This window comes from Streptomyces mauvecolor, assembly GCF_039532965.1.
GTDB classification, from domain to species: domain Bacteria; phylum Actinomycetota; class Actinomycetes; order Streptomycetales; family Streptomycetaceae; genus Streptomyces; species Streptomyces violascens.
In genome coordinates this window covers 57,583-83,332 of sequence record NZ_BAAASQ010000030.1, presented here as the reverse complement: position 1 = coordinate 83,332, position 25,750 = coordinate 57,583, and the positions used below count along the sequence as shown (strand labels likewise).

Sequence of the window (25,750 nt, the reverse complement as noted above, 5' to 3'; positions counted from 1 at the left end):
GCTGACGGCCGGGCGCGGGCTCGCGGAAACTTCCGGAACCGGTATTGCAGAGCGAGGTTACCCGGTCGTAGCGTCCGGTGTGCGGTCGGTCCGGTCCGCTCACCCGGCATCCGGTCACCGGCGTCCACACTCCCGGCCGCGCCCCCGAAGGCCGGGAGCCGCGCGGGCGAAGCCCCAGGCCCGTCCCTGATTCCGGGCCCGGGCTCGCCGCCCGGGGCGGGGGCGCCACGGTCGAGCTCCCCTCGGCCGCGGCGCTCCCGCCCTTTCGTGCGGTCGCCCACAACTGCTCAATTGCTGCACAGTCGTCCGCCAGGCCGACTTGGAAACTTGTCAACGAGTGACAAGGAAAAGGGATTTCACCGATGTGGCCGTCCCGGATCTTGTTTCGGTGCCGCCGCGCAACTTACCGTGCGCCCCTCGGTGCCCTCGCGTCACTCCGTATGTGCCTGCTGGAGGTGGGATGGGAATTGAAGTCGTGGTCGAAGGTCTGACGAAGTCCTTCGGCAAGCAGAACATCTGGCAGGACGTCACCCTCACCCTGCCCGCGGGAGAAGTCAGCGTCATGCTGGGGCCCTCCGGAACCGGAAAGACGGTCTTCCTCAAGTCGCTCATCGGGCTGCTCAAACCGGAGCAGGGCCGGGTCCTCATCAATGGCGTCGACATGGTGAGCAGCCCCGAGCGGGACATCTACGAGACCCGGAAACTCTTCGGCCTGATGTTCCAGGACGGTGCCCTGTTCGGCTCGATGTCCCTTTTCGACAACATCGCCTTTCCGCTGCGCGAGCACACCCGCAAGAAGGAGTCCGAGATCCGCCGCATCGTCATGGAGCGGGTGGACATGGTCGGCCTGCTCGGCGCCGAGGAGAAGCTGCCCGGGGAGATTTCCGGCGGGATGCGCAAACGCGCCGGGCTCGCCCGCGCCCTGGTGCTCGACCCGCAGATCATCCTGTGCGACGAACCGGACTCGGGGCTCGACCCGGTCCGTACGGCCTTCATCTCGCAGCTCCTGATCGACCTGAACGCGCAGATCGACGCGACGATGCTGATCGTCACCCACAACCTCGACATCGCCTCGACCGTGCCCGACAACATGGGCATGCTCTTCCGCCGCAACCTCGTCACCTTCGGCCCGCGCGAGGTGCTCCTCACCAGCGAGGAGCCCGTCGTCGCCCAGTTCCTCAGCGGGCGCCGCGAGGGCCCCATCGGCATGTCCGAGGAGAAGGACGCCGCGACGCTCGCCATGGAACAGCTCAACTCACCCCAGGAGTACGACAGTTCACCGCGCCGCATCCCCGCGCAACTGGAACCCTCGCCCGGCCTGCCCGCCCGGCAGGCGGTGCTGCGCCGCAAGCTGCGAGTGATGGCCATGCTCGACCGGCTGCCGCCCGCGGCCCGCCGGGCCATCGAGAACGGCATGGCGCCGGCCCAGGAGGCGACGCCGTGACGACGGAGGCCGAGAGAAACCCGCCGGCCCCGGCGCCGCCCCGGCCGGCCCGCCCGCCGCGTCGCCCGCTCCCCGGGCTCGGCGCGTTCCGCCAGACCGGGCAGCTCTTCGCGCTCGCCGCCGCCGTCACCCGGGCGGTCTTCAAAGGTCCCTTCCAACTGCGGGAATTCATCGAGCAGTTCTGGTTCATCGCCAGTGTCACCATCCTGCCCGCGGCCCTCGTCTCCATCCCGTTCGGCGCCGTCATCGCGCTCCAGGTGGGCTCGCTCACCCAGCAGCTCGGGGCCCAGTCCTTCACCGGCGGCGCCAGCGTCCTCGCCGTCATCCAGCAGGCGAGCCCCCTCATCGTGGCGCTGCTGATCGCGGGCGCCGGCGGCTCCGCGATCTGCGCCGACCTGGGCTCCCGTACGATCCGTGAAGAGCTCGACGCCATGGAGGTCATGGGCGTCTCGCCCGTCCAACGACTCGTCGTACCAAGGGTGTTGGCGACCATGTTCGTCGCCGTGCTGCTCAACGGGATGGTCTCCGTCGTCGGCACCCTCGGCGGCTATTTCTTCAATGTGATCATGCAGGGCGGCACCCCGGGCGCCTACCTCTCCAGCTTCTCCGCGCTCGCCCAGCTTCCCGACCTGTACGTGAGCGAGATCAAGGCGCTGATCTTCGGGTTCATCGCCGGGATCGTGGCCGCGTACCGCGGGCTCCACCCGCGCGGCGGCCCCAAGGGCGTCGGCGACGCCGTCAACCAGTCCGTCGTCATCACGTTCCTGCTGCTCTTCTTCGTGAACATGGTCCTCACCGGGATCTACCTCCAGATCGTCCCCCCGAAGGGCGGCTGACCCGATGGCCCTCTTCGCCCTCCTCGACCGCTCCGGCGACCAACTGGGCTTCTATGTACGGGCGTTGCTGTGGATCCCGCGCACGCTGCGGCGCTACACGAAGGAGGTGCAGCGGCTGCTCGCCGAGGTCGCCTTCGGCAGCGGCGGGCTCGGGGTCATCGGCGGCACCATCGGCGTGATGATCGCCATGACCCTGTTCACCGGAACCGTGGTCGGCCTCCAGGGGTATGCCGCGCTGAACCAGATCGGCACCGCCGCCTTCACGGGCTTCGTCTCCGCCTACTTCAACACCCGCGAGATCGCCCCGCTCGTCGCAGGTCTCGCCCTGTCCGCCACCGTGGGCGCCGGCTTCACCGCCCAGCTCGGCGCGATGCGCATCAACGAGGAGGTCGACGCCCTCGAAGGCATGGGCGTACGCAGCCTGCCGTACCTCGTCACCACCCGGATTATCGCCGGAGTCGTCGCGATCATCCCGCTGTACGCGATCGGGCTGCTCAGCTCCTACTTCGCGTCCCGGCTGACCACGGTGGTTTTCAAGGGCCAGTCGCGCGGCACCTTCGACCACTACTTCAACCTGTTCCTCTCGCCGACCGACGTGCTGCTCTCCGTGCTCAAAGTGCTCATCTTCAGCGTGATGGTGATCCTGGCCCACTGCTACTACGGCTTCCGCGCCACGGGCGGCCCGGCCGGAGTGGGCGTCGCGGTGGGACGCTCCGTCCGCAACGCGATCGTGCTCATCGCCGTCACCGACTTCTTCCTCTCACTGGCCATCTGGGGCGCCACCACGACCGTGAAGGTGGCCGGATGAACACCCCGACCGTCCGCCGCCGCCTCGCCGGAGTCGTCTTCCTCGTGGTCCCGGCGCTCCTCGTGTGGCTCTCGATCGCCGTCTACGACAAGGAGTTCACGCGCTCGGACACCATCACCGTGGAAACGAGCAGCGTCGGCAACGAGATGCACCCGGGCGCCGAGGTGAAGCTGCGCGGCGTCGTCGTCGGCGAGGTCCGCACCATCAGCGCCGACGGCGAGGGCGCGAAGCTCACCCTCGCCCTCCAGCCGGGAAAGCGCGGCCACATCCCGTCCGACGTACGCGCGCAGATGCTGCCGACCACGCTCTTCGGCGAACGGTTCGTCGCACTCGTACCGCCGCCGAACGCGTCCACGAGAGCGCTCTCGGCCGGCGCGACCATCCCGCAGGACCGGTCCCGCAACGCCATCGAGCTGGAGCAGGTCCTCGACAACGTCCTGCCGATGCTCACCGCGGTCAAGCCGGACAAGCTGTCGGCGACGCTCTCCGCCGTCGCCCAGGCGCTGCGCGGCCGCGGCTCCCAGCTCGGCGACACCTTCGTCACCCTGGACGCGCACCTGAAGAAGTTCAACCCGAACCTGCCCACCCTCAACGCCGACCTGAAGCAGCTCGTCAAGGTCTCCCAGACCTACAGCGACGCCGCCCCCGACATCCTGAAGGCGCTCACGGACGCCACGACCACCACCGGCACCCTCGTCGACCAGCAGACCCGACTCCTGGGGGTCTACGGGCAGACGACGAAGACCGCCCAGGACCTCACGGCCTTCCTCCAGCAGAACAAGGACAACATCATCCGGCTCAGCGAGGTGAGCCGCCCCACCCTGGAGCTCCTCGCCCAGTACTCCTCGTCCTTCCCCTGCACCCTGCGCACGCTCGCCGGGTTCGTCCCGGCGATGGACAAGGCGCTCGGCAAGGGCACGGACGAGCCCGGACTCCACGTCACCGTCAAGGCGGTGCCCTCGCTCGGCAAGTACGTGCCCGGCCGCGACACCCCCGCGTACACCGCGAGCGGCGGCCCGCACTGCTACCCGGTGCCGTACCTCGGCGCCCCGCTGCCCGCCGGGAGCGCTCTCACGAACACCGCGGCCGCCTCCGGCGCCGGGCTCGGTCCGGCGAACTCGCCGCAGGAGAACCAGCTGGTGAACGAGCTGATCGCACCCGGTCTGCGCCGGGCCCCGCAGTCCCTGCCGGACTGGAGCAGCCTGCTCGTCGGGCCCGCCCTGAGGGGGACGGAGGTGACCATCAAGTGAAGCGCCGCAGCATCGCGGGCCCGCTCGTGAAGTCGCTCGTCTTCGTCCTGGTGACCGCGCTCGCGACCACCGTGCTCGCCCTGTCCATCGCCAACACCGGGGTGGGCGACACCCGGACGTACAAGGCGCGCTTCTCCGACACCACCGGCCTGATCGAGGGTGACAGCGTTCGCATCGCCGGAGTGAAGGTGGGCCAGGTCGACAGCGTGGAGGTCGTGGACCGGCGGCTCGCCCAGGTCACGTTCTCCGTGCAGCGCAGCCGGACGCTGCCGGGCACGGCCACTGCCTCGATCAAGTACCTCAACATGGTCGGCCAGCGCTACATCGAACTCGGCCGGGGCACCGGCGCGGTCGGCGCCACACTCGCGCCCGGGGCGACCATCCCGCTGGAGCGCACCACCCCGGCCCTCGACCTCACCCAGCTCTTCAACGGGTTCCAGCCCCTCTTCGAAGGGCTCTCGCCCAAGGACGTCAACCAACTCGCCGGATCCATCGTGCAGGTCCTCCAGGGCGAGGGCGGCACCGTCGACAGCCTCCTGAAACACATCGGCTCGCTGACCACGACCGTCGCCGCCAAGGACAAGGTGATCGGCGAGGTCGTCACCAACCTGAACACCGTCCTGACCACCGTCAACGACCGCGAAGCGGGCTTCAACGACCTGGTGGTCACACTCCAGAAGCTCGTCTCCGGGTTCGCGGGCGACCGCAAGCCGCTCGGCGAGGCCATCGCCGCGATGGGCGACCTCACCACCGTCACCGCCGGACTGTTCGAGGACGGCCGGGCCCCGCTCAAGGACGACATCAAACAGCTCGGCCGGCTCTCCACCAACCTCGCCGACAGCGCCCCCCAGATCGAGGACTTCCTGCGCAAGACCCCCGACAAGATGCGGGCCATCACGCGGATGGCGTCGTACGGGTCCTGGCTCAACCTCTACCTCTGCGAGGCCAGGGTGTCCGGTGTGACCACCGAGGACGGCAGCCCCCCGCCCACCGGAATCCCGGTCAGCGATTCGAGGTGCCAGGGATGAGACTCCCCGTACCACGCCGGCCCCTTCGCCTGCCGCGCCCCGCCCTGAAGCGTCCGGCCTTCAGGCGCCCCCGCCTCAAGCCCGTCAAGGAGCGCAACCCCGTCGCGGTCAGCCTCGTGGGGCTGCTGCTCCTGGCCCTGATCGGCGTCGCCGCGTACAACGCGGACTCGCTGCCGCTCATCGGCGGGGGTACGACCTACAGCGCCGACTTCTCCGAGTCCGCCGGGCTGCGCGACGGTGACGAGGTCCGGATAGCCGGGGTCAAGGTCGGCGAGGTCAGCGGTGTATCGCTGGACGGCGCCAAGGTGAAGGTCACCTTCAAGGTGAAGTACGCCTGGATCGGCGACGCCTCGACCGCGGCCATCGCCATCAAGACCCTGCTCGGCGAGAAGTACCTGGCCATCGACCCGCTCGGCACCGCGAAGCAGGACCCCGGCAGCCGCATCCCGCTGGCCCGCACGACATCCCCGTACGACGTCACGCAGGCCTTCGAGGGGCTCAGCAACACGATCGGCGACATCGACACCGCGCAGCTCGCCAAGAGCTTCGAGACGATCTCCGACACCTTCAAGGACTCGCCCCCCGAGGTGCGCACCGCCGTCACCGGACTCTCGGCGCTGTCCAGGACCGTGTCGCAGCGCGACACGCAACTGGCCCAACTCCTCAAAGGAAGCGAGGAGTTGACGAAGACGCTGGCCAACAGGAAGAGCAGCTTCGAGACGCTCATCGACGACGGCGGACTACTGCTCGGTGAACTCAGGCAGCGCCGCGACGCCATTCAGGCGCTTCTCACCGGAACCCGCAGCCTCGGCACCCAGCTCACCGGCCTGGTCAAGGACAACTCGGCCCAGCTGAAGCCCACGCTCACGGCATTGGGCCGCGTCACCGACGTTCTCATGAAGAACCAGCAGGGCCTCGACCGCACACTGGCGCTTGCCGGTCCTTACTACCGGCTCGTCGGCAACACCCTCGGAAACGGCCGCTGGTTCGACACCTACATCTGCGGTCTCGTCCCCAGGAACTACCTGCCGGCGAAGTCGCTTCCGGACCACGGCTGCATGCCGCCGAAGAACGGAGGCTACTCATGAGCCGGCGACGCGCTCTCACGATCGTCCTGGCCCTCGCGGTGATCGCCGCGACCGTGGCCGGCGGCCTCCGCGTGTTCGCCGGCCCGGGCGGCAAGCGGATCACCGCCTACTTCGACCACGCCGTCGGCATCTACCCCGGGTCCGACCTGCGGATCCTCGGCGTCAAGGTCGGCGAGGTCGACTCGGTGACGCCGCAGGGCCGGCAGGTCGAGGTGGTGGTGACGCTCGACCGGGGCGTACGGGTGCCCAAGGACGCGCGGGCCGCCATCGTCTCGCCCAGCGTCGTCGCCGACCGGTACGTCCAGCTCACCCCGGCCTACACCGGCGGCCCCGAGATCACCGACCGGGCGGAACTCCCGGCCTCGCGCAACGCCACTCCCGTCGAGGTCGACCAGCTGTACGCCTCCATCACCGAGCTCGGCAAATCGCTCGGCCCCAGCGGCGCGAACGCCTCGGGAGCGCTCTCGGGGCTGCTCGACACCGGGGCCAGGAACCTCGACGGCAACGGCGCCGCGATCGGCGACTCCGTCGAGCAGTTCGGCAAGGCGGCCAAGACACTGGACGGCAGCAGCGAGCACCTCTTCGCCACGCTGTCCTACCTGCAGACGTTCACCACCATGCTGAAGAACAAGGACGGCGCGGTGCGCGACGCACAGAACCAGCTCGCCGACGTGACCTCGTTCTTCGCCGACAACAAGGACAACCTGGCAGGCGCCCTCAAGGAACTCGGCACCGCCCTCGGCAACGTCAAGACCTTCATCCAGGACAACCGGGGCGCCCTCAAGACCGAGGTCGACAAGCTCGCCCCGCTCACCCAGATCCTCGTCGACCAGCGGGCCTCGCTCGCGGAAGCCCTGGACACCGCGCCTCTGGCCGCCGGAAACGCGCTCAACGCCTACGACCCCGCGCACCGCACCCTCGACGGCCGCGGCAACATCAACGAGATCAGCATGGGCGGCGCCATCGTGTTCCCGCCCAACCCGGCGGTCGCGGGTGGCGCGGGGCTCGTGCCGGTCCCGGAGGCGCGCCTGAAAGCGCTCCCCACGCTGGTGCTGCCCCCGGTCGGCACCGTGTACGGGACGGCGGCCGACCCCGCCGAAGGCGCCGCCGCGACGAAGAAGGGGGGCCAGGGATGAGGGCCCGCATCACGCGCCGTACCGGAGCCGCAGTGGGCGCGGGCGTCGCCGTCGTCGTCGCCCTGACCCTCACTCTCGGCAGCTGCTCGATGCCGTCGTTCTCCGGGATCGACCAGCTCCCACTGCCCGGCGGCGCCGACCTGGGCAGCCACCCGTACGACATCACCGCCGACTTCGCCGACGTACTGAGCCTGGTGCCGCAGGCGGCGGTGAAGGTCAACGATGTCGCCGTCGGCCGGGTCACCAAGGTGTCGCTCGCCTCCGACGGCTGGTCCGCCAAGGTCACCATGCGGATCAGGGGAGACGTGAAGCTGCCCGCCAACGCGTACGCCCAGCTGGAACAGTCCAGCCTGCTGGGCGAGAAGTTCGTCCAGCTCTCCGGGCCCGCGAAGGAGTCCAAGGAGACGGCCCAGGGGCGCCTCGGCCCCGGCGCCGCGATCCCGATCGCGCGGACCAACCGCAACCCCGAGGTCGAGGAGGTCCTGGGAGCGCTCTCCATGCTGCTCAACGGCGGCGGCGTCAACCAGCTCAAGACCATCACGACCGAGCTCAACAAGGCGATCGGCGGCCGCGAGCCCGAGGTGCGCTCCCTGCTCCAGCGCGTCAACACGCTGGTCACCGACCTGGACGGGCACCGCAGCGACATCACGGACGCGCTCGACGGTGTCAACCGGCTCTCCGCCACCCTCGCCACCCGTAAACAGCAGGTCGGCACGGTACTCACCGGACTGTCTCCTGGCCTCAAGGTCCTGGAGAACCAGCGGGGTTCACTCCTCACCATGCTCAAGTCGCTCGACACCCTCTCCACCGTCGCCGTGTCGACGATCAACAAGAGCAAGGACGACATGGTGGCCGATCTGAAGGCGCTCGCACCGACGCTGAAGGCGCTGGCGGACTCCGGCAAGGACCTGCCGGACTCGCTCCAGGTCCTCGTCACCTATCCGTTCACGGACGAGGTGCTGCGCGGGGTGAAGGGCGACTACCTCAACGTCTACCTCGATGTGACGGCCGCCCCCGGCACCCGGGTCATCCCGCCGCTCACCACACCGCCGACGTCGACGGCCTCGGGCGGGCAGAAGGCGCCGCTCGGCCTGCCGTCCGTCGGCGGCGCGGGAGGGGCGCGCTGATGCTGACCCTCGCGACGAAGCTCAAGAACCTCGCGTTCCTCGTGATCGGGGTGCTGGTACTCGGCTACACCGGGTTCCGGTACGCGGACGTCGGCCACTACGTCGGCATTCGCGACTACTACACGGTGAAGGTCCATCTCGCCGAGACCGGTGGTCTGTTCACCCACTCCAACGTCACCTACCGGGGCGTGTCGGTGGGCCGGGTCGGACCCATCGGGCTCACCGACGACGGGGTCGTCGCCGAACTGCACATCGACAACTCGGCCCCGCCCATCCCGACCGCGCTGAAGGCGGTGGTGGCCAACCTGTCCGCCGTCGGCGAGCAGTACATCGACCTGCGGCCCACCTCCGGCGGGGCGCCGTATCTGGGCGACGGAGGCGAGATCGACCAGTACGACACCGCCACCCCGGCGCCCGTCACGACCGTGCTCAGCAGCGTCAACAGCCTTGCGGCGTCAGTGCCGTTGGACTCGTTGCGCACGGTTGTCGACGAGTTCGGCAAGGCCTTCGAAGGGCGCGGCGACGACCTCCAGGTGCTCCTCGACAACGGCACCGACTTCGTGAAGGCGGCCGACAAGGCGCTGCCCACCACGACCACGCTGCTCGCGGCCGGCCGGACCGTACTGAGCACGCAGGCCGAGGAGGGCCGGGCCATCAAGACCTTCGCCTCAGGGGCGCAGCAGTTGGCTGCCACGCTCAAGGGCTCGGACACCGATCTGCGCCGCCTCATCGCCGCCGCGCCCGACGCGGCCGGGCAGATCAGCGGGCTGCTCCGGGATCTGAACCCGGGGATCAGCGTGGTGCTCGCCAACCTCCTCACGACCGCCGATGTGGCCGTGACCCGGCAGCGCGGAATCGAGGAACTCCTGGTGAAACTGCCGCCGTTGGCAGCGGCCGGAGCAACGGCCATCGACGCCAAGGGCGCCAACCTGGGCATGGCGGTCACCTTCTTCGCGCCGCTTCCCTGCACCGACGGATACGGCGGCACGGTCTACCGCAACGGTCTCGACACCCTCGACACGCCGAGCCTCAACACCAGGGCGCGATGCGCCGCGCCCGCGAGCAGCGGCACCGACGTGCGCGGCTCGGCCCATGCCCCGAGCGGCGGCCCGGTCCCAACTCCCGCTCAGCCAGGTGCACTTCCTCCGGCACAGCAAGCCGCGCCCGTAGCCCCTCGGCCGGCGCTCCCGGGAGCCCTGGCTCTGCCCGCGCTGCCGAGCGGCGGCCCCTGTGACCTGGCGGGGCTGCTCGGCCTGAACGCCGCCGCCGACGGAAAGGAGGCGCGCCCGTGATCAGCCTCCCCAGCCGGCCCCGGCTCCGCCGCGCCCTCGTGGTGGCCGCACTCACCGCCTCGCTCGCCTTCGCCGCCTTCGCGGGGTGGGCGTACCTGGAGGCGCGGGACGATTCCACAGCCGCGTACGCCGCCTCGCGCGACGCCGCCCTGAAGGCGGGCCGGACGCAGATCGCCGCGCTCTCCACGCTGGACGCGGCCCACCCCGATGCGGCCCTGCGCTCCTGGCTCGACGCCTCGACGGGCCCCCTGCATGACGAGCTCCGGCGCACGGGAGCAGGGAAGCCGACGGCCTCGGCGCGCGGCAGCGTCACCGACGCCGCCGTCACCGAACTCGACGACCGCTCCGGCACGGCGAAGCTCATCGCGACGGTGCAGGTCCAGCTCACCCCGGCGGGCGGCGCAGCCACCACCACCGACCGCAAACGCTTCGAGGCGACGCTCGAACGCACCGGCTCCGGCTGGAAGTTGAAGGCACTCGGCGCGGTCCCGGTCGCAGCCCCCTGACCCCGGACCGATAGGGAGAAGCAGCGTGAGTACAGCAGAGCTGAAGGCGGCTTCGGAGCCGGGCCCGGAACCGGAGCGGGACCCGCAACCGGAACCGGAACCGAACCCCGGGGGTGCTGCGGGCGGCGGGGCCGACGTGGCGGTCCTCGATGGTCGCCCCGTCGACTCCGCCGAAGCCGAAGCGGCGAGCCCCGATCGTCACCCCGGCGGCCCCGCCGAAGCCGACGCGTCGACCCCCGGCGCTCACGTCGACGGCCCCGCCGAGTCGACACCCCCCACCAGTCGCCTCCGCCGCTCCCTCACCCTCGCCTGCGTGCTCGCCCTTCTCCTCGCCGGTGCCGGACTCCTCTTCCACGCACGGCAGTTGACCGACACCCCCGCCACCCGCAACCACGCGCTCACCGACACGTCAGCCACCACCCGCGTCATCGGTGACGTCAGCAACACCCTCGGCAAGGTCTTCTCGTACGTGCCCCAGGACACCCGCGCCACCGAGGACGCGGCGAAGGAACTGCTCGGCGGGCGGGCCGCCGGTCAATACGCCGCGCTGTTCGGCGAGCTGAAGCAACGGGTCGCCGACCAGAAGCTCAGCCTCACCACCCATGTCGTACGGGCCGGCGTCACCCGGCTGACCCACGACACGGCGGAGCTGCTCGTCTTCCTCGATCAGCGGGCCCAGCGCGACGGGAAGCCCGCCACCTCAGCCGCCGCCCAGCTGTCCATCACGGCCCAACTCGCCGACGGGCACTGGCAGATCACCGATATCCGAGCCCGTTAGGACGCGCCCGCTGCCGCCGGGCCCCGCGAGAGGGATCACGAAGAACATGGCACGCATGACGATCCAGCCCCTGCTCATCGCCGCGATGGTGCTCACCCTGCTGGCAGGCGGTTTCGCGGTGTGGGCGGGCTGGTCCTGGTACGGCGCGGCGCACGACGACTCCGCCGCCTACGCCGCCTCCCGCGACAAGGTCCTCGCGGCCGGCGAACAGGCCGTGCAGAACCTCTCCACCCTGGACCACAAGGACCTGGCCCACGGCCTCGACATGTGGCAGGACTCCACCACCGGCGACCTCCACCAGCAACTGGCCGATGGGCGGAGCGAGTTCGAGAAACAAGTGCGGCAGGCGCAGACCGTCACCAGCGCCAAGGTGCTCGACGGTGCGGTCACCGAACTCGACGACCGGGCGGGCCGGGCCAGGGTGATGGTGGCGCTGCGGATCACCGTGCAGGCGCCGAAGGAGAAGCCCGCCGCCAAGGACAGCCGGATGCTCGGCGAACTCACCCGTACGCCCGCCGGCTGGAAGCTCAGCGCCCTCGGCCAGGCGCCGGTCGGCAACAGCGCGGCCAACTGACCCCCCACTCGCCCCGGACAGGAGCCGCACATGTCGACGACCCGCCACCTGGTCAACCGTCAGCGCCGTCTCGCGAACGCGAGCGCGAGCGCCGCCCGTGTCGCCGCCGCAGAGACACCGCCGGAGCGCGGGAAGCGCCCCTCCAACGCGTCCAAGGGCACCAACTCCCTCAAAGGGAAGGTCGGTTCGGAGATCAGGTCCCCCTCGCTGCCGACCAGGGCACGCCCCGCCCCCCTCCGGTCGGCCGCCAAGCGGTCGCTCGGCGGCCTTCGCCGCCTGGTCTCCGTCCGAGCCCCCGTTGTCCTGTGCGTATGCGTCGTCCTGCTCGGGGCCTTCGGGGCGCTCGCCGCCACCCGGGCCGATTCGCTGCGCTCCGATCCGGCCGCGCGGAACGCCGCCCTCACCGACCCGGCCCGCACCAGCGAGGTCAAGGGGCAGACGGCCAAGGCCGTCGCCGCGCTGTTCTCGTACAACTACGCCGACACCGCGCCCGCCGACAAGGCGGCCTCGACTCTTCTCACCGGCAAGGCGGTTCAGCAGCACCACGACATGCTGGCCGCGGTGCGGGCCCAGGCCAAGGACCAGAAGCTGGTGCTGACGACCACCGTGACCGAGAGCGGCGTGGAGATGATCGACGGCTCTCGCGCCCGGGTCCTCGTCTACGCCGACCAGAGCAGCACGCGAACGGCGGGCAAGAGGCCCGAAACCACCTACGCGGCCGCGATGTTCACCGTCGACATGGTGCGGGGGAGCGGCGCCACCTGGCAGATCTCCGACATCGACACCTTCGGGCAGGGATCGTGAAGGCCCCGGAGCTCCACCTCGTCGCGCGGCTTCCGGGCGGCAAGCGCTTACGGCGCGGGCTCGCCGGTACGGCGGTCGCGGCCGTCGCGATGGCCGCGCTCACCGCCTCGCAGGCCCCGGGCCTCCTGCACGCGGCGCCGCCCCGCCCGGACGATCCCGTGGCCGGCCCCTCCGTCGCCGTACGCGAACAGCCTCCGGCCGACGGTTCGTACCACACCGAGCTCCCGCCGCTGGTCTCGCCACGGCCTCCGAGCGCGCCACCCGCCGTGGGCGTGATCGACCCGGTGTGGACGCAGGAAGGCATCCCGGCCACCGTCCTCGCCGCGTATCAGAAGGCGGAGGCGCGGCTGGCGAACTCCCAACCCCGCTGCCATCTGCCCTGGCAGCTCCTTGCCGCCCTGGGCAAGGTGGAGTCGGGGCACGCGGGTGGCGGCCGGGTCGACGCCCACGGCACGACCCTCACGCCGATCCTCGGACCGGTGCTCAACGGCGCGGGCTTCGCCGACATCGCCGACACCGACCACGGCGCCCTGGACGGGGACACCCGCCACGACCGTGCGGTGGGGCCGATGCAGTTCATTCCGTCGACTTGGTCGACCTGGGCCCAGGACGGCAATGGTGACGGGCGGAAGGATCCCAACAACGTCTTCGACGCGGCGCTCGCTGCCGGGGTGTACCTGTGCGCGGACTCCCGCGACCTCGCGATCCCGGCCGACCTGGACCGCGCGGTGCTGAGCTACAACCACTCGGCCGACTATCTCCGTACGGTCCTGTCGTGGCTGGAGTTCTACCGCCGGGGCACCCACGCCGTGCCGGACGGGAAGGGCGTGCTGCCGACCACGCCCGGCGCGGGCAGCGCCCAGCAGATCGACGCCGATCACGGCAAGAAGCAGGGCGGCGGCATCGTCATCGGGCCCCAGCCCAGCAGCGGGCCCACTGCCTCGGTCCCCGCGCATCCCGGCGGAAGCCCGTCCGCGTCGCCGCCTGGGCAGTCGCCGTCCCCTTCGCCCTCCCCGTCCGCCTCCGATTCGCCGAGTCCGTCGCCCTCGGACAGCACGAGTCCCGGGCCTTCGCCGTCGGGCAGCCCCGGCCTGCCGGGTTGCCCCACCGGATCACCCTCCGCGTCGCCGTCGCCGGACCCCACCGGCACCCCGACCGCACCGGCCTGTCCCTCACCCACCCCCTGACGAGAGCACCTCCGCGAGGTCGTACCGGACCGGCTCCTCCAGCTGTGCGTAGGTGCAGCTGTCGGGGGAGCGGTCCGGGCGCCAGCGGCGGAACTGCGCGGTGTGCCGGAACCGGTCGCCCTCCATGTGGTCGTACGCCACCTCCACCACCCGCTCGGGGCGCACCGCCACCCACGACAGGTCCTTCTTGCCGGTCCAGCGGCTGGTCGCTCCCGGAAGCCGGGCGCTTTCGTGCGCCGCCTCCTCGGCCCAGGCCGCCCACGGGTGGCCTTCGGCCGCCGGGTCGGCCATGAGCAGCGGCGCGAGCTCGTCGACGAGTTCCGCGCGGCGCTTCATCGGGAAGGCCGCGCACACGCCGACATGCTGGAGAGCGCCCTCGGCGTCGTACAGGCCGAGCAGGAGCGAGCCGACCACCGGGCCGCTCTTGTGGTGGCGGTATCCGGCCACCACCACATCCGCCGTGCGCTCGTGCTTGATCTTGTACATGAGGCGGGCGTCGGGCCGGTAGAGAAGGTCGAGCGGCTTGGCGACCACTCCGTCGAGCCCGGCGCCCTCGTACTGCTCGAACCACTGCCTGGCCACGTCGATGTCGGTGGTGGCGGGGGCGAGGTGCACGGGCGGTGTCACGCCCTTCAGGGCCTCGGACAGGAGCGAGCGGCGCTCGGCCAGCGGGGTGTCGAGGAGCGAGGTGTCGCCGAGGGCGAGCAGGTCGAAGGCGATGAAGCTCGCCGGGGTCTGCTCGGCGAGCAGTTTCACCCGGGACGCGGCGGGGTGGATGCGTTCGGTGAGCCGGTCGAAGTCGAGCCGGCCCTCGTGCGCGATGACGATCTCGCCGTCGACCACGCAGCGCTCGGGCAGGCGCTCCTCAAGGGCGGTCGCGAGCTCGGGAAAGTAGCGGGTCAGAGGCTTGCCGTTGCGGCTGCCGATGACGACCTCGGCGCCGTCGCGGTGCACGATCGCCCGGAATCCGTCCCACTTCGCCTCGTACTGCATGCCGGGCGGAATCGTCGCCACGGACTTGGCGAGCATCGGCTTCATGGGCGGCATCACCGGAAGATCCATACAACCGATTCTCACCGATATGCGCCATTGGTGCCCGCCGCCTACCGTGGCCTGCATGGGCAAGGGCGAGGCGATCGAGCTGGAGGCCGGCGGGCGGACCGTCCGGCTCTCCAATCCGGGCAAGGTCTATTTCCCGGAGTCCGGCTACACCAAGCTGGACGTGGCGAACTACTACCTGGCCGTAGCCGACGGCATCACGCGCGCCCTGCGCGACCGGCCCACCACCCTGGAGCGCTACCCCGACGGCGTCGACGGCGAGTCGTTCTTCCAGAAGCGGGCCCCGAAGAACCTCCCCGACTGGATCCCCACCGCCCGCATCGCCTTCCCCAGCGGGCGGCACGCCGACGAGATCTGCCCCACCGAACCCGCCGCCGTCCTGTGGGCCGCCCAGCTCGGCTGTCTGACCTTCCACCCCTGGCCGGTACGGCGCGAGGCCACCGACCACCCCGACGAACTCCGCATCGACCTGGACCCGCAGCCGGGCACCGACTTCGACGACGCGGTGCCCGTGGCCCACGAACTACGGGCATTGCTCGGCGAGTTGGGGATCACGGGGTGGCCCAAGACGTCCGGCGGCCGGGGCATTCACGTCTTCGTCCCGATCGAGCCCCGCTGGACGTTCACCGAGGTGCGGCGCTGCGCCATCGCGATCGGCCGTGAGCTGGAGCGCCGCATGGAGGGGAAGGTCACCACCGCCTGGTGGAAGGAGGAACGCGGCGAGCGGATCTTCGTGGACTACAACCAGACCGCCCGCGACCGCACCATCGCCTCCGCCTACTCGGTACGCCCCAAACCGCACGCCCCGGTCTCGGCGCCGCTGCGCTGGGACGAGCTCGACGATGTACACCCCAAGGACTTCGACCTCAGGACCATGCCCGCGCGCTATGCCGAACTCGGCGATCTGCATGCGGACATGGACACCCACGCCTTCGGCCTGGAGCCGCTCCTCGAACTCGCCGAGCGCGACGAACGCGACCACGCGCTGGGCGACATGCCTTACCCGCCGGACTACCCGAAGATGCCGGGGGAGCCCAAGCGGGTGCAGCCGAGCCGCGCCAAGGACAAGTAGCTCAGGCGACCGCGACCGGCGAGGCCAGTTCGAAGTCCGCCGCGTCGACACCGCCCTCCTTGGTGTCGTCGTTGGCGAACACGAACGACTCGATGGGCACGCCGCGTTCGTCGCTGAGCGCCGCCACCAGCTCCTGCACCACGACCGTCTCCAGGACGACCCGGGCGCTGGGGGCGCACTGGGGCAGGCGTACGACACCGAGGCTGTCGGCCACCTCGACGTCCTGGGCGGTGATCAGGAGGGTGAGATGGCCGGCCGCCGACAGGGAGCGGGCCAGTTCGACCTCGCGGCCGTCGCCGAACACGAGGTGCAGCGTGTTGCCCGCCGACTCCATCTCGCCGTGCAGGTAGTTGCGGGTGACCGAGGCCGCGGCCGGCATCCGGGGCACCTCGCGAAGGAGCAGGGCCGCCTCCTCGGCGCTGACCCGGGAGGCGCCGGAGGCCACGCAGTCGGCCGCCACGCACCGGGCCGCGCGCGAGCGGAGGGCGGCCACCACCTGGCCCGCGCGGGCGCGGACGCTCTCGGCGTGCGCGGCGATGCCGTCCCACGGGTCGCCCCGGCGGCCCGCGATGGCGCCGGCGATCAGATCGAGGGCGACGACCGTGGCGGTGAAGCCGACGGTCGAGGCGTACGAGTCGGGCTCGTTGCCCATGCCGACGGTCAGATCGGCGAGTTCGCCGAGCGGCGAGGGGGTGACATTGAGGACGGCGAGCGTCGGCACGCCCCGCGCCGCCTTGAACGCCGCGATCGTCTCCGAGCTGCGGCCGCCCTGCGAGACCCCGATCAGCAGATCGGTGTCGAACCCGCGCAGCCCGTCCTCGATCTCGCTGGCGAGCACCCGCTGGGCCGGCACACCGTGACCGCGCAGGACCTCGACCGGGACGGCGAGGGCCGCGTAGGAGGCGCCGATCCCGCCCAGGAGCGGACGCTCGGCCGTGTGCAGCCTGTCGAGCGTCGGGCCGTCGAGCTGCCGCCGCACCTGGGCGATCACGCGCTCAAGCGCCTGCGGCTGACCACTTTGGCCGTCGAGGAAGGTGATACGCGATCCGGACATGAAGGGATCCTTTCGTTGGTCCCGCCGCGTGCGGGCGGCGGGAGCGGGGAAGGGGAGGAGCGGGCGGAGCGTCAGGCCTTGGAGGCCGGATCGTCCTCCAGGGCGGCGCCCGGGGGAATGGCGTCAAGGGAGCGCACGGGAGTGTCCGCAGGTGCGTCGGCGGATATGTCGGCGGCACCTCCCTCGCCCGACTCGCCCTCCACGGGTTCGCGGCCCGGTGTCGGCAGGTTGAAGCGCACGATTGCGAACCGGAAGATCACGTAGTAGAGCGCCGCGAACGCCAGGCCTATCGGGATCAGGAGCCAGGGCTTGGTGGCGATGCCGTAGTTGACGACATAGTCGATCGCGCCGGAGGAGAAGCCGAAGCCGTCGCGGATGCCAAGGGCGTAGCAGACCGCCATGGAGACGCCGAAGAGCAGCGCATGGACGGCGTACAGGAGCGGGGCCACGAACATGAAGCTGAACTCGATGGGCTCGGTGACACCCGTGACGAACGCGGTGAGCGCGACCGAGATCATCATGCCCTTGACCATCTTGCGGTTCTCCGGCCGCGCGGTGTGCGCGATGGCCATGGCCGCGGCGGGCAGCGCGAACATGTAGATCGGGAAGCCGCCGGTCATGAACTGGCCGGCACTCGGGTCGCCCGCGAGGAAGCGCGCGATGTCGCCGTGGACCTCGGCGCCGGTGCGGGGGTTGACGAACGTGCCGGCCTCGAACCAGGGGAAGAACTGGAAGAAGTGGTGCATCCCGATCGGGATCAGCGCCCGGATCACCACGCCGAAGATGCCCGCGCCCCAGGCGCCGGTGCCCACGAGCCACTCACCGAAGTGGAAGAACCAGCCGCCGACGGTCGGCCAGACCACGCCGAACGCGATGCCCATGCCGACGCCGGAGAAGGCGCTGAGGATCGGCACCAGCCTGCGGCCGCCGAAGAATCCCAGCCATTCGGGGAGTTTGGTCCGGCTGAAGCGCTGATAGAGCAGCGCCGCGACGAGCCCCATGACGATGCCGCCGAGCACCTTCGCGTCCAGGGGCTCGCCGTCCACCCCCTTCGGGAAAGCGGGGCCGGCGAGGACCGCCTTGAAGACGAGGTAGCCGACCGCCGCCGCGAGCGCGGTGGAACCGTCGGCCTTCCTGGCGAAGCCGATGGCCACGCCGATGGCGAACAGGAGCGGCAGGTTGTCGAAGACGGTCTGGCCGCCGGCGGACAGGACCATGCCGAGCTTGCGGATCAGCTCGGGGAAGTTCTCCCGGCCCAGCAGGTCCGTGCCGCCGAGGCGGACCAGGAGCGCCGCCGCCGGCAGTGTCGCGACCGGGAGCATCAGGCTGCGCCCGATGCGCTGCAGGACCGCCATGACGCCACTGCCGCCGCGCTGCTTGCCGGCGGCCTTCGCTCGACCCGTACTCATCCGTTCTTCCTCCATCGTGCCAGCGGTCCCGAGGCCATCCAGGGCGTGGTCGTCGGGCCGGTCGGCCGCCGGGTCCCACCGGGCGCCGCGCCTCAAAGGTATGCAGTGGTATTCAAGTGGTCAATAGTGGTCCGCTCGGATTCTCGTACGGTGACCAAAGGCCCGGGGCTCTTGGCCCGCGGCCTGCGCCAGGCCGGTGGTATGCGGTGGTACGCTCCGAAGATCCCGCTGGAGGTTTTCGATGAGCGCCGACGCCACCCCCGCCCGCCCCGTCCGAATCAGCGGACCCGCCCCCCTGTGGGCGCAGACCGCCGAGCTCATCCAGGACGAGATCCAGCGCCGGGGTCTGGCCGCGGGCGCCCGGCTGCCCGCGGAGCGCGAACTCTGCGAACGGCTCGACATCTCCCGCGTGACGCTGCGCAAGGCGCTGGCGCACCTCGTCGACCAGGGTCTGGTGACGGCCTCGCACGGCCGGGGCTGGTTCGTCGCGGCACCGGTGGCGCCCCGCGAGTGGCCCAACGACCTGGAGTCCTTCACGACGACGGCCCGCCGCAAACACATGCGGCCGAGCTCCCTCGTGCTGCACCAGGAGCTGCGCCCCGCCACCCTCGACGACGGCGACCGCCTCGACGTACCGGCCGGTGCCCCGCTGCTTCGCCTGGAGCGCGTCCGGCTGCTCGACGACGTACGCATCGCCGTGGATCGCACCCTGCTCGTGGCCTCCCTCGCACCCGGCCTCGACGAGGTGGACTTCACCGCCGCCTCGCTCTTCGGGGAACTGCACGCCCGCGGCGTCGAGTTGGACCGCTCCGAGACCACCATCGAGGCGCGCGGCGCGGACGAGGCACTCGCCCGGCACCTCGGGATCGAGCCGGGTTCGCCCGTGCTCGCCCTGGACCAGACGATCTATGCCCGGGACCAGCGCCCCGTGCTCCTGTCGACGGTCGAGTACAGCGGCGACCGCTACCGCCTGCGCACCACACTCCAGCCACGCTGACAGGCGCGAACGGGCCGGGCCGCCGCCATGGGGCGCGAGAACGCGGGGGCCGTTTGTCACCGGCCGGCCCGAACGGCCCGAAGGTCCCGGACGTCCGGCCCGCGCCCGCGCACACCAGCACTCCTCCAAGGCGCCCCGGAGCGGCTCCGTCCCGAATTGTCAGTGCCCGGTGCAAGACTCAAGATGACAGGACAACGGGACACACGAAGGGGCTCACCATGCTCACCACCCGTTACGTCACGGGCTCTCCCAGCTGGTTCGACCTCGGCACACCCGACCTGGACGCGGCGGTCGCGTTCTACACCGGCGTCTTCGGCTGGACCTTCCGGCCGGGCGGCCCGGAGGTCGGCGGGTACGGCACGTTCCAGGCCGCAGGCAAGACCGTCGCGGGCGGCATGGCCATCACGGCCGAGCAGGGCGACCCCGCCTGGAACGTGTACTTCCGCACGCCGGACGCCGACGAAACGGCCAAGGCCGTGGAGCGGGACGGCGGCACTGTCGTTCTCCAGCCGATGGACGTCATGGAGCTCGGCCGCAGCGCGTACTTCCGGGACCCGGCGGGCGTGGGCTTCGCCGCCTGGCAGCCGAAACAGATGAGCGGCATGGAAGCCGCCGGCGAGGCGAACACGCTGTCCTGGGTCGAGCTGTACACCCCGGACGTCAAGGCGGCCACCGGCTTCTACCACGCCGTGTTCGGCTGGGAGACCTCCGAAGTGCCCTTCCCGGGCGGCACGTACACGACGGTCAACCCCGCGGCTGCCGGCCCCGACTCGATGTTCGGCGGCGTCGTCCCGCTCGACAGCGACCCGCTGGAGGCCGAGGCAGGGGCGTACTGGATGCCGTACATCGAAGTGGCCGACGTCGACGCGGTCGCCACCAAGGCGCAGGAGCTGGGCGGTACGGTCCGGATGGCCCCCATGGACATCGAGGGCGTGGGCCGCCTCGCCAAGCTCGCCGACCCGCACGGGGCGCGCATCGCGATCATCAAGGGGGCGACGGCGTAGGAGGGCGCCGTGAGCAGTGCCGGGCGCCGATCGGCTCGGGGCACGTGAGGAGGTCCGGGCGCCGATCAACTCCGGCGTTCAACATTCGTTGACCGGACGTTGATCAGTGCCCGGCAGCGTGGGAAGCATGCTGAACGACACCATCACCATCGGCCCGGAACTCACCTGGCAGGAGACCGCGTTGTGCGCCCAGGCGGGGCCCGAGTTCTTCTTCCCCGCCCCGGGCAGCTCCACCCGGGAGGCCAAGCAGCTCTGCGGAGCGTGCGAGCAACGCAAGGCTTGCCTCGAGTACGCCCTGGCCAACGACGAGCGGTTCGGCGTGTGGGGCGGCCTCTCCGAGAAGGAGCGGCTGAACCTGCAGCGCACCCGGCAGCGCTGACCGCGAGCGTCCGCGGCTCCGGACCCTCCGGCCCTGCCCGGGCCCGTCCGTTCCGATCGCGCCGGATCACTCGATGTCCCCTGGCGCCGCGCCGCCCGGGCGGTCCATGCTGGCCCCGCATCCACAACTGCGGGAAAAGGGGGCCGAGTTGAACACTCGGGGAACAGCGCGCGGCGGAACGTACGACTACATCGTGGTGGGCGCGGGATCCGCGGGGTGCGTCGTCGCGGCGCGGCTCTCCGAGGACCCCACCGTCCGGGTGGCCCTGGTCGAATCCGGCCCGCGCGACCGCAAGAGCGAGATCCGTATCCCGGCGGCTTTTCCCAAGCTCTTCAAAACCGCCTACGACTGGGACTTCACCACCGCCAAGCAGGAGGCGCTCGGCGGCCGGGAGCTGTACTGGCCGCGCGGCCACACCCTGGGCGGCTCGTCGTCGATGAACGCGATGATGTGGGTGCGGGGCCACCGCGACGACTACGACGCGTGGGGCATCGCGGCCGGCCCCGAGTGGTCCTACGACCGGCTGGTCCGCTACTTCCGCCGGGCCGAGCGCTGGACGGGCCCCACGGCCGACGGCACGGTGTACGGCACCGACGGCCCGCTCTTCATCTCCCCGCAGCGCGACCCGAATCCGACGACCGCCGCGTTTCTCGCCGCCTGCGCAGGGACGGGCCTGCCCGAACTGCCCGAGCTCAACGCCCCCGACCATTCGGGCTGTGCGATCACGCCGGTCAACCAGCGCGACGGCCGCCGCTGGAGTGCCGCCGACGGCTATCTGCGGCCCGCCGCGCGCCGGCTCAACCTGGACGTCCTCACCGACGTCCGGGTGAGCGGGCTGCGGTTCGACGGCTCCCGCGTCACCGGCATCACCGCCGAAGGGCTGCCGGATCCGCTCACCGCCCGCCGCGAGGTGATCCTCAGCGCGGGCGCCATCGGCTCGCCGCACCTGCTCATGCTGTCCGGCATCGGCGACCCGGCGCGGCTGAGCGCCGCGGGCGTCACCGTGCGGGCCGCGTCCCCGGAGGTCGGCCGCCACCTCCAGGACCATCTGTCGTACGCGGTCACCGTGCGCTGTGCGCAGCCCGTCAGCCTCACCGGCGCCGACTCGCTCGCCAACGTGGCCCGCTTCCTGCTGCGCGGCCGGGGCCCGCTCACCTCCAACGTCGGAGAGGCCGCGGCCTTCATCCGCACCGGGCCCCAGCTGGCCGCCCCGGACGTCGAGTTGGTGTACGCGCCGGGTCCGTTCGTCAACCACGGCCTGACCCCGGTCACCGAACACGGGCTCACCATCGGCGTGATCCTGCTGCAGCCCGCCAGCGAGGGCCGGATCGACCTGGCGGGCACCGATGTGTCCACCGCGCCCCGCATCGACCCCGGCTACCTCACCGCGGACCAGGACCTGCCCCGCCTGATGGCCGGGATCCGCAGGGCGGAGGAACTCTTCGCGCACCCGGCCCTCGCCCCGTACGTTTCGGGACCGATGGCGCCCTATCCGGGCCCGGTCGACGACGAGCGGCTCGCGCAGGGCGTACGGGAGGCGGCCGAGACGCTGTACCACCCGGTCGGCACCTGCCGGATGGGCAGCGACGAGGGCTCGGTCACCGACCCGCGGCTACGGGTGAGGGGAGTGGAGGGCCTGCGCGTCGTGGACGCCTCGGTCATGCCGCGCATCACCCGCGGCCACACCCACGCGCCCACGGTGGCGATCGCCGAGCAGGCCGCGGAAATGATCCGGCAGGACGCCCGCTGAGCACGACGGTGCGCCGAGCACGGCGATGCGGGGCGGGCGCAGTCCGGCACCCGTCCCGCATCACCCCGGTGGTCAGAGCCGGGCGGCCATGCGCGCCTTGCGCGCGGCGAGCTTCTCGTCGAACTTGGCCGCCTCGCTGTCGAGCCCGCCCATGTACAGGCCGAGCTCCTCCTGGGCCTTGAGGCCCTCGGGGCCGAGCCCGTCGATCTCCAGGACCTTGAGGTAGCGCAGGACCGGCTGGAGCACGTCGTCGTGGTGGATCCGCATGTTGTAGATCTCACCGATCGCCATCTGCGCCGCCGCCCGCTCGAAGCCCGGCATGCCGTGTCCGGGCATCCGGAAGTTCACGACGACGTCGCGCACCGACTGCATCGTCAGGTCCGGGGCGATCTCGAAGGCCGCGCCGAGCAGGTTGCGGTAGAAGACCATGTGCAGGTTCTCGTCGGTCGCGATCCGGGCCAGCATCCGGTCGCAGACCGGGTCGCCGGACTGGTGGCCGGTGTTGCGGTGCGAGACCCGGGTCGCCAGCTCCTGGAAGGCGACGTAGGCGACCGAGTGCAGCATCGAGTGCCGGTTGTCCGACTCGAAGCCCTCGCTCATGTGGGCCATCCGGAACTGCTCCAGCTTGTCCGGGTCCACCGCCCGGGAGGCGAGCAGGTAGTCGCGCATCACGATGCCGTGGCGGCCCTCCTCGGCGGTCCAGCGGTGCACCCAGGTGCCCCAGGCGCCGTCGCGGCCGAACAGCGAGGCGATCTCGTGGTGGTAGCTGGGCAGGTTGTCCTCGGTGAGCAGGTTGACCACCAGGGCGATCTTGCCGAGGTCGGTGACCTTGGACTGCTGCGGGTCCCAGGCCTCGCCGTCCTCGAAGAAACCGGGGAAGTTGCGCGCGTCCGACCACGGCACGTAGTCGTGCGGCATCCAGTCCTTGGCGACCTTGAGGTGCCGGTTGAGCTCCTTTTCGACTACCTCTTCCAGCGCGAACAGCAGCCGGGCGTCGGTCCACGCGTCCGAGCTGCCGAGGTGGGGAGAAGTGATCGTCACGGGGGTGCTCCAGGGGGACGGAAAAGGGGGACGGCAGGCGTACCTACGAGACCGTAGGTTACGAGACCGTAGGTTAAGGCGGTCGTAAGCCCAAGCCAAGCCCGCCTTCCCCTTCGTCCGGTTACGTTCTGTTATATGGGCAGGTCGTGGTGGCAGAACGAGAGGCATGTCACCTTGCCGGGCAGCAAAAGACAAGGGGTGGGGCCGGTCGGATCCGACCGGCCCCACCCCCTCGTGATGCGCCTACCGCACCCGCAGCCCGCCCCTGACCTCCTCCGCCGTGGTGTCGGCGAGCTCGCCGTCCAGGAGGAGCCAGCGGGTGACCCCGATCGACTCCAGGAACGGAACGTCGTGGCTCGCCACGATCAGCGCGCCCTCGTAGGCGTCGAGCGCGGCCTTGAGGGCGCGCACACTCGCCATGTCCAGATTGTTGGTGGGCTCGTCCAGCATCAGGAGCTGGGGCGCGGGCTCCGCGAGCAGCAGTGCCGCGAGCGCGGCCCGGAACCGTTCGCCGCCCGAGAGGGTCCCGGCCGGCTGAGCGGCCCGGGCCCCCTTGAACAGGAAGCGCGCGAGGCGGGCCCGGATGGCGTTGTCCGTCGCACCGGGTGCGTAGCGGGCCACGTTCTCCACCACGCTCAGCTCGTCGTCGAGCACATCCAGACGCTGCGGCAGAAACCGCAGCGGCACATGGGCGACCGCCTCGCCCGCCACCGGCGCCAGCTGTCCGGCGAGCGTCCTGAGCAGCGTCGTCTTGCCCGACCCGTTCCGCCCGACCAGCGCGATCCGTTCGGGTCCGCGCACATCGAGCTCGCCCTCCACCCGTGCCCCGTACGGGAGTCGGAGCTCCCGCAGGGTCAGTACGGAGCGGCCCGGATGCACCTTGGTGTACGGCAGCTCGATGCGGATCTCCTCGTCGTCGCGCACCAGCTCCACGGCCTGGTCGAGCCGCTCGCGCGCCTGGTCGAGGCGCTCGGTCTGCAGGATGCGGTGCTTGCCCGCCGACACCTGCGCCTCGCGCTTGCGGTTGTTGGCCACGATCCTCGGCACGACCTTGTTGTCGTAGCTCTTCTGCCCGTACCGCTGCCGCCGTGCCAACTTGACCTGGGCGTCGGACAGTTCGCGCTTCTGGCGCTGTACGTCCGCCTCGGCGACCCGCACCATCCGCTCGGCCGCGTCCTGCTCGGCCCGCAGCGTCTCCTCGTACGCCGTGAAGTTGCCGCCGTACCAGGCGAGTTGGCCCTCGCGCAGATCGGCGATGCGGTCCACGCGGTCGAGCAGCTCACGGTCGTGGCTGACCACCAGGAGCACCCCGCTCCACGCGTCGACGGTGCTGTAGAGGCGCTGCCGCGCGGGCAGGTCCAGGTTGTTCGTCGGCTCGTCGAGCAGCAGGACGTCCGGGCGCCGCAGGAGCAGCGCGGCCAGGCGCAGCAGCACCGACTCGCCGCCGGAGACCTCGCCGATGGTGCGGTCGAGTCCGATGCGGCCGAGACCGAGCTGGTCGAGGGTGGCGCGGGCCCGCTCCTCGACGTCCCAGTCGTCGCCCACCGTCTCGAAGTGCCGCTCGTCCGCGTCGCCGCCCTCGATGGCGTGCAGCGCGGCGCGGACGGCGTCGATGCCGAGCGCCTGGTCCACCCGCAGGGCGGTGTCCAGGACGAGGTTCTGCGGCAGGTAGCCGACCTCGCCGGCGATCTTGACGTTGCCGTCGGTCGGGGTGAGCTCACCGGCGATCAGCTTCAACAGGGTTGATTTCCCGGACCCGTTGAGGCCGACGAGGCCGGTGCGGCCGGGGCCGACGGCGAGCTGGAAGTCCTCGAAGACGGTGGTGCCGTCCGGCCACGCGAAGGACAGCGCGGCCGAGCTGATCTGAGGGGGGAAAGGTGACATACGGGTCTCCCGGTTGCAGGGAAGGAATGAGGGCAACGGGGGTTCTGAGACACCGCTCAGGGCAGGAAAAAGGCCCTGGTCGTGGTGGAGGACATGGCTCGGAGGCAGAGGTCACACCGGCAGCGCGCGACACGGAAGGGAGTGCGCGAAACGGTGTCTCAGGGGCCTCAGACGAGCAACGTCCTACTCCGTTCGACGACAACAGGGCCAGTCACGAACGTACGCCGCTGCCGCGCGGTCCCG

Annotated in this window: 24 protein-coding genes; 19 read left to right on the top strand and 5 right to left on the bottom strand. The window is 70.9% G+C overall.

The features are described from left to right. Nucleotides 1-460 precede the first annotated feature (460 nt). The 14 genes from ABD346_RS32295 (at nucleotide 461) to ABD346_RS32230 (ending at nucleotide 13,858) form a co-directional block, all read left to right on the top strand. On the top strand, nucleotides 461-1,444 hold the full coding sequence (locus ABD346_RS32295; RefSeq protein WP_344379728.1) for an ABC transporter ATP-binding protein: 984 nt from the start codon (nucleotides 461-463) through the stop codon (nucleotides 1,442-1,444). Further along, complete coding sequence (locus ABD346_RS32290) at nucleotides 1,441-2,280, top strand: MlaE family ABC transporter permease (protein ID WP_344379726.1); 840 nt, start codon at nucleotides 1,441-1,443, stop codon at nucleotides 2,278-2,280. The genes ABD346_RS32295 and ABD346_RS32290 overlap by 4 nt, the downstream gene beginning before the upstream one ends. A gap of 4 nt (nucleotides 2,281-2,284) precedes the next feature. Further along, nucleotides 2,285-3,088 (top strand): MlaE family ABC transporter permease, encoded by an 804-nt coding sequence (locus ABD346_RS32285; protein ID WP_344379725.1) that lies wholly within the window; start codon nucleotides 2,285-2,287, stop codon nucleotides 3,086-3,088. Continuing rightward, nucleotides 3,085-4,338 carry an MCE family protein gene (locus ABD346_RS32280; protein WP_344379723.1) on the top strand — a complete coding sequence of 418 codons (1,254 nt, stop codon included), beginning with the start codon at nucleotides 3,085-3,087 and terminating at the stop codon, nucleotides 4,336-4,338. The genes ABD346_RS32285 and ABD346_RS32280 overlap by 4 nt, the downstream gene beginning before the upstream one ends. Continuing rightward, complete coding sequence (locus tag ABD346_RS32275) at nucleotides 4,335-5,366, top strand: MCE family protein (RefSeq protein ID WP_344379722.1); 1,032 nt, start codon at nucleotides 4,335-4,337, stop codon at nucleotides 5,364-5,366. Before ABD346_RS32280 ends, ABD346_RS32275 begins: the two co-directional genes overlap by 4 nt. Then, entirely contained in the window at nucleotides 5,363-6,454 is a 1,092-nt protein-coding gene (locus ABD346_RS32270; RefSeq protein ID WP_344379721.1) for an MCE family protein, read from the top strand. The genes ABD346_RS32275 and ABD346_RS32270 overlap by 4 nt, the downstream gene beginning before the upstream one ends. After that, a complete protein-coding gene (locus ABD346_RS32265) occupies nucleotides 6,451-7,590 on the top strand; it encodes an MCE family protein (RefSeq protein ID WP_344379719.1) in 1,140 nt (379 codons plus the stop codon). The genes ABD346_RS32270 and ABD346_RS32265 overlap by 4 nt, the downstream gene beginning before the upstream one ends. Beyond that, on the top strand, nucleotides 7,587-8,717 hold the full coding sequence (locus ABD346_RS32260) for an MCE family protein (RefSeq protein WP_344379717.1): 1,131 nt from the start codon (nucleotides 7,587-7,589) through the stop codon (nucleotides 8,715-8,717). The genes ABD346_RS32265 and ABD346_RS32260 overlap by 4 nt, the downstream gene beginning before the upstream one ends. Next, nucleotides 8,717-10,009, top strand: a complete 1,293-nt coding sequence (locus ABD346_RS32255) for an MCE family protein (RefSeq protein ID WP_344379715.1) — start codon at nucleotides 8,717-8,719, stop codon at nucleotides 10,007-10,009. Before ABD346_RS32260 ends, ABD346_RS32255 begins: the two co-directional genes overlap by 1 nt. Continuing rightward, nucleotides 10,006-10,515: a hypothetical protein gene (locus ABD346_RS32250; protein ID WP_381227519.1), complete on the top strand. Its 510-nt coding sequence runs from the start codon at nucleotides 10,006-10,008 to the stop codon at nucleotides 10,513-10,515. Before ABD346_RS32255 ends, ABD346_RS32250 begins: the two co-directional genes overlap by 4 nt. Before the next feature lie 25 nt (nucleotides 10,516-10,540). Beyond that, on the top strand, nucleotides 10,541-11,293 hold the full coding sequence (locus ABD346_RS32245) for a hypothetical protein (RefSeq protein ID WP_344379713.1): 753 nt from the start codon (nucleotides 10,541-10,543) through the stop codon (nucleotides 11,291-11,293). Between the two features lie 46 nt (nucleotides 11,294-11,339). Next, nucleotides 11,340-11,867, top strand: a complete 528-nt coding sequence (locus ABD346_RS32240) for a hypothetical protein (RefSeq protein ID WP_344379711.1) — start codon at nucleotides 11,340-11,342, stop codon at nucleotides 11,865-11,867. Between the two features lie 30 nt (nucleotides 11,868-11,897). Then, on the top strand, nucleotides 11,898-12,671 hold the full coding sequence (locus ABD346_RS32235) for a hypothetical protein (protein ID WP_344379709.1): 774 nt from the start codon (nucleotides 11,898-11,900) through the stop codon (nucleotides 12,669-12,671). A gap of 89 nt (nucleotides 12,672-12,760) precedes the next feature. Then, complete coding sequence (locus ABD346_RS32230) at nucleotides 12,761-13,858, top strand: lytic transglycosylase domain-containing protein (RefSeq protein WP_344379818.1); 1,098 nt, start codon at nucleotides 12,761-12,763, stop codon at nucleotides 13,856-13,858. On the opposite strand, the gene ABD346_RS32225 is transcribed toward ABD346_RS32230, so the two are convergent. Continuing rightward, the gene (locus ABD346_RS32225; protein WP_344379707.1) at nucleotides 13,844-14,920 is read right to left on the bottom strand and encodes an ATP-dependent DNA ligase; all 1,077 of its coding nucleotides are present in this window, start codon (nucleotides 14,918-14,920) and stop codon (nucleotides 13,844-13,846) included. The genes ABD346_RS32230 and ABD346_RS32225 overlap by 15 nt on opposite strands. A 55-nt stretch (nucleotides 14,921-14,975) precedes the next feature. Between ABD346_RS32225 and ligD the strand changes: the two genes are divergently transcribed. Then, complete coding sequence (gene ligD / locus ABD346_RS32220; protein ID WP_344379705.1) at nucleotides 14,976-15,989, top strand: non-homologous end-joining DNA ligase; 1,014 nt, start codon at nucleotides 14,976-14,978, stop codon at nucleotides 15,987-15,989. Nucleotide 15,990: 1 nt separating this feature from the next. Here ligD and ABD346_RS32215 read toward each other — a convergent pair whose 3' ends face one another. Next, a complete protein-coding gene (locus ABD346_RS32215; RefSeq protein ID WP_344379703.1) occupies nucleotides 15,991-17,043 on the bottom strand; it encodes an SIS domain-containing protein in 1,053 nt (350 codons plus the stop codon). Between the two features lie 71 nt (nucleotides 17,044-17,114). Next, nucleotides 17,115-18,452 carry a PTS transporter subunit EIIC gene (locus ABD346_RS32210; RefSeq protein ID WP_344379701.1) on the bottom strand — a complete coding sequence of 446 codons (1,338 nt, stop codon included), beginning with the start codon at nucleotides 18,450-18,452 and terminating at the stop codon, nucleotides 17,115-17,117. A gap of 241 nt (nucleotides 18,453-18,693) precedes the next feature. Between ABD346_RS32210 and ABD346_RS32205 the strand changes: the two genes are divergently transcribed. The 4 genes from ABD346_RS32205 to ABD346_RS32190 all read left to right on the top strand — a co-directional run bounded on the left by ABD346_RS32205 (nucleotide 18,694) and on the right by ABD346_RS32190 (nucleotide 22,582). Beyond that, complete coding sequence (locus ABD346_RS32205) at nucleotides 18,694-19,449, top strand: GntR family transcriptional regulator (protein ID WP_344379699.1); 756 nt, start codon at nucleotides 18,694-18,696, stop codon at nucleotides 19,447-19,449. Nucleotides 19,450-19,667: 218 nt separating this feature from the next. Further along, entirely contained in the window at nucleotides 19,668-20,453 is a 786-nt protein-coding gene (locus ABD346_RS32200) for a VOC family protein (RefSeq protein ID WP_344379697.1), read from the top strand. A 127-nt stretch (nucleotides 20,454-20,580) separates the two neighbouring features. Next, a complete protein-coding gene (locus tag ABD346_RS32195; protein ID WP_189966919.1) occupies nucleotides 20,581-20,832 on the top strand; it encodes a WhiB family transcriptional regulator in 252 nt (83 codons plus the stop codon). Between the two features lie 148 nt (nucleotides 20,833-20,980). Next, nucleotides 20,981-22,582, top strand: coding sequence for a GMC family oxidoreductase (locus tag ABD346_RS32190; RefSeq protein ID WP_344379694.1), 1,602 nt, complete (start codon nucleotides 20,981-20,983; stop codon nucleotides 22,580-22,582). Nucleotides 22,583-22,654: 72 nt separating this feature from the next. On the opposite strand, the gene ABD346_RS32185 is transcribed toward ABD346_RS32190, so the two are convergent. Continuing rightward, nucleotides 22,655-23,623, bottom strand: a complete 969-nt coding sequence (locus ABD346_RS32185) for an acyl-ACP desaturase (protein WP_344379692.1) — start codon at nucleotides 23,621-23,623, stop codon at nucleotides 22,655-22,657. Between the two features lie 243 nt (nucleotides 23,624-23,866). Continuing rightward, on the bottom strand, nucleotides 23,867-25,507 hold the full coding sequence (locus ABD346_RS32180) for an ABC-F family ATP-binding cassette domain-containing protein (protein ID WP_344379690.1): 1,641 nt from the start codon (nucleotides 25,505-25,507) through the stop codon (nucleotides 23,867-23,869). Nucleotides 25,508-25,750: the final 243 nt, after the last annotated feature.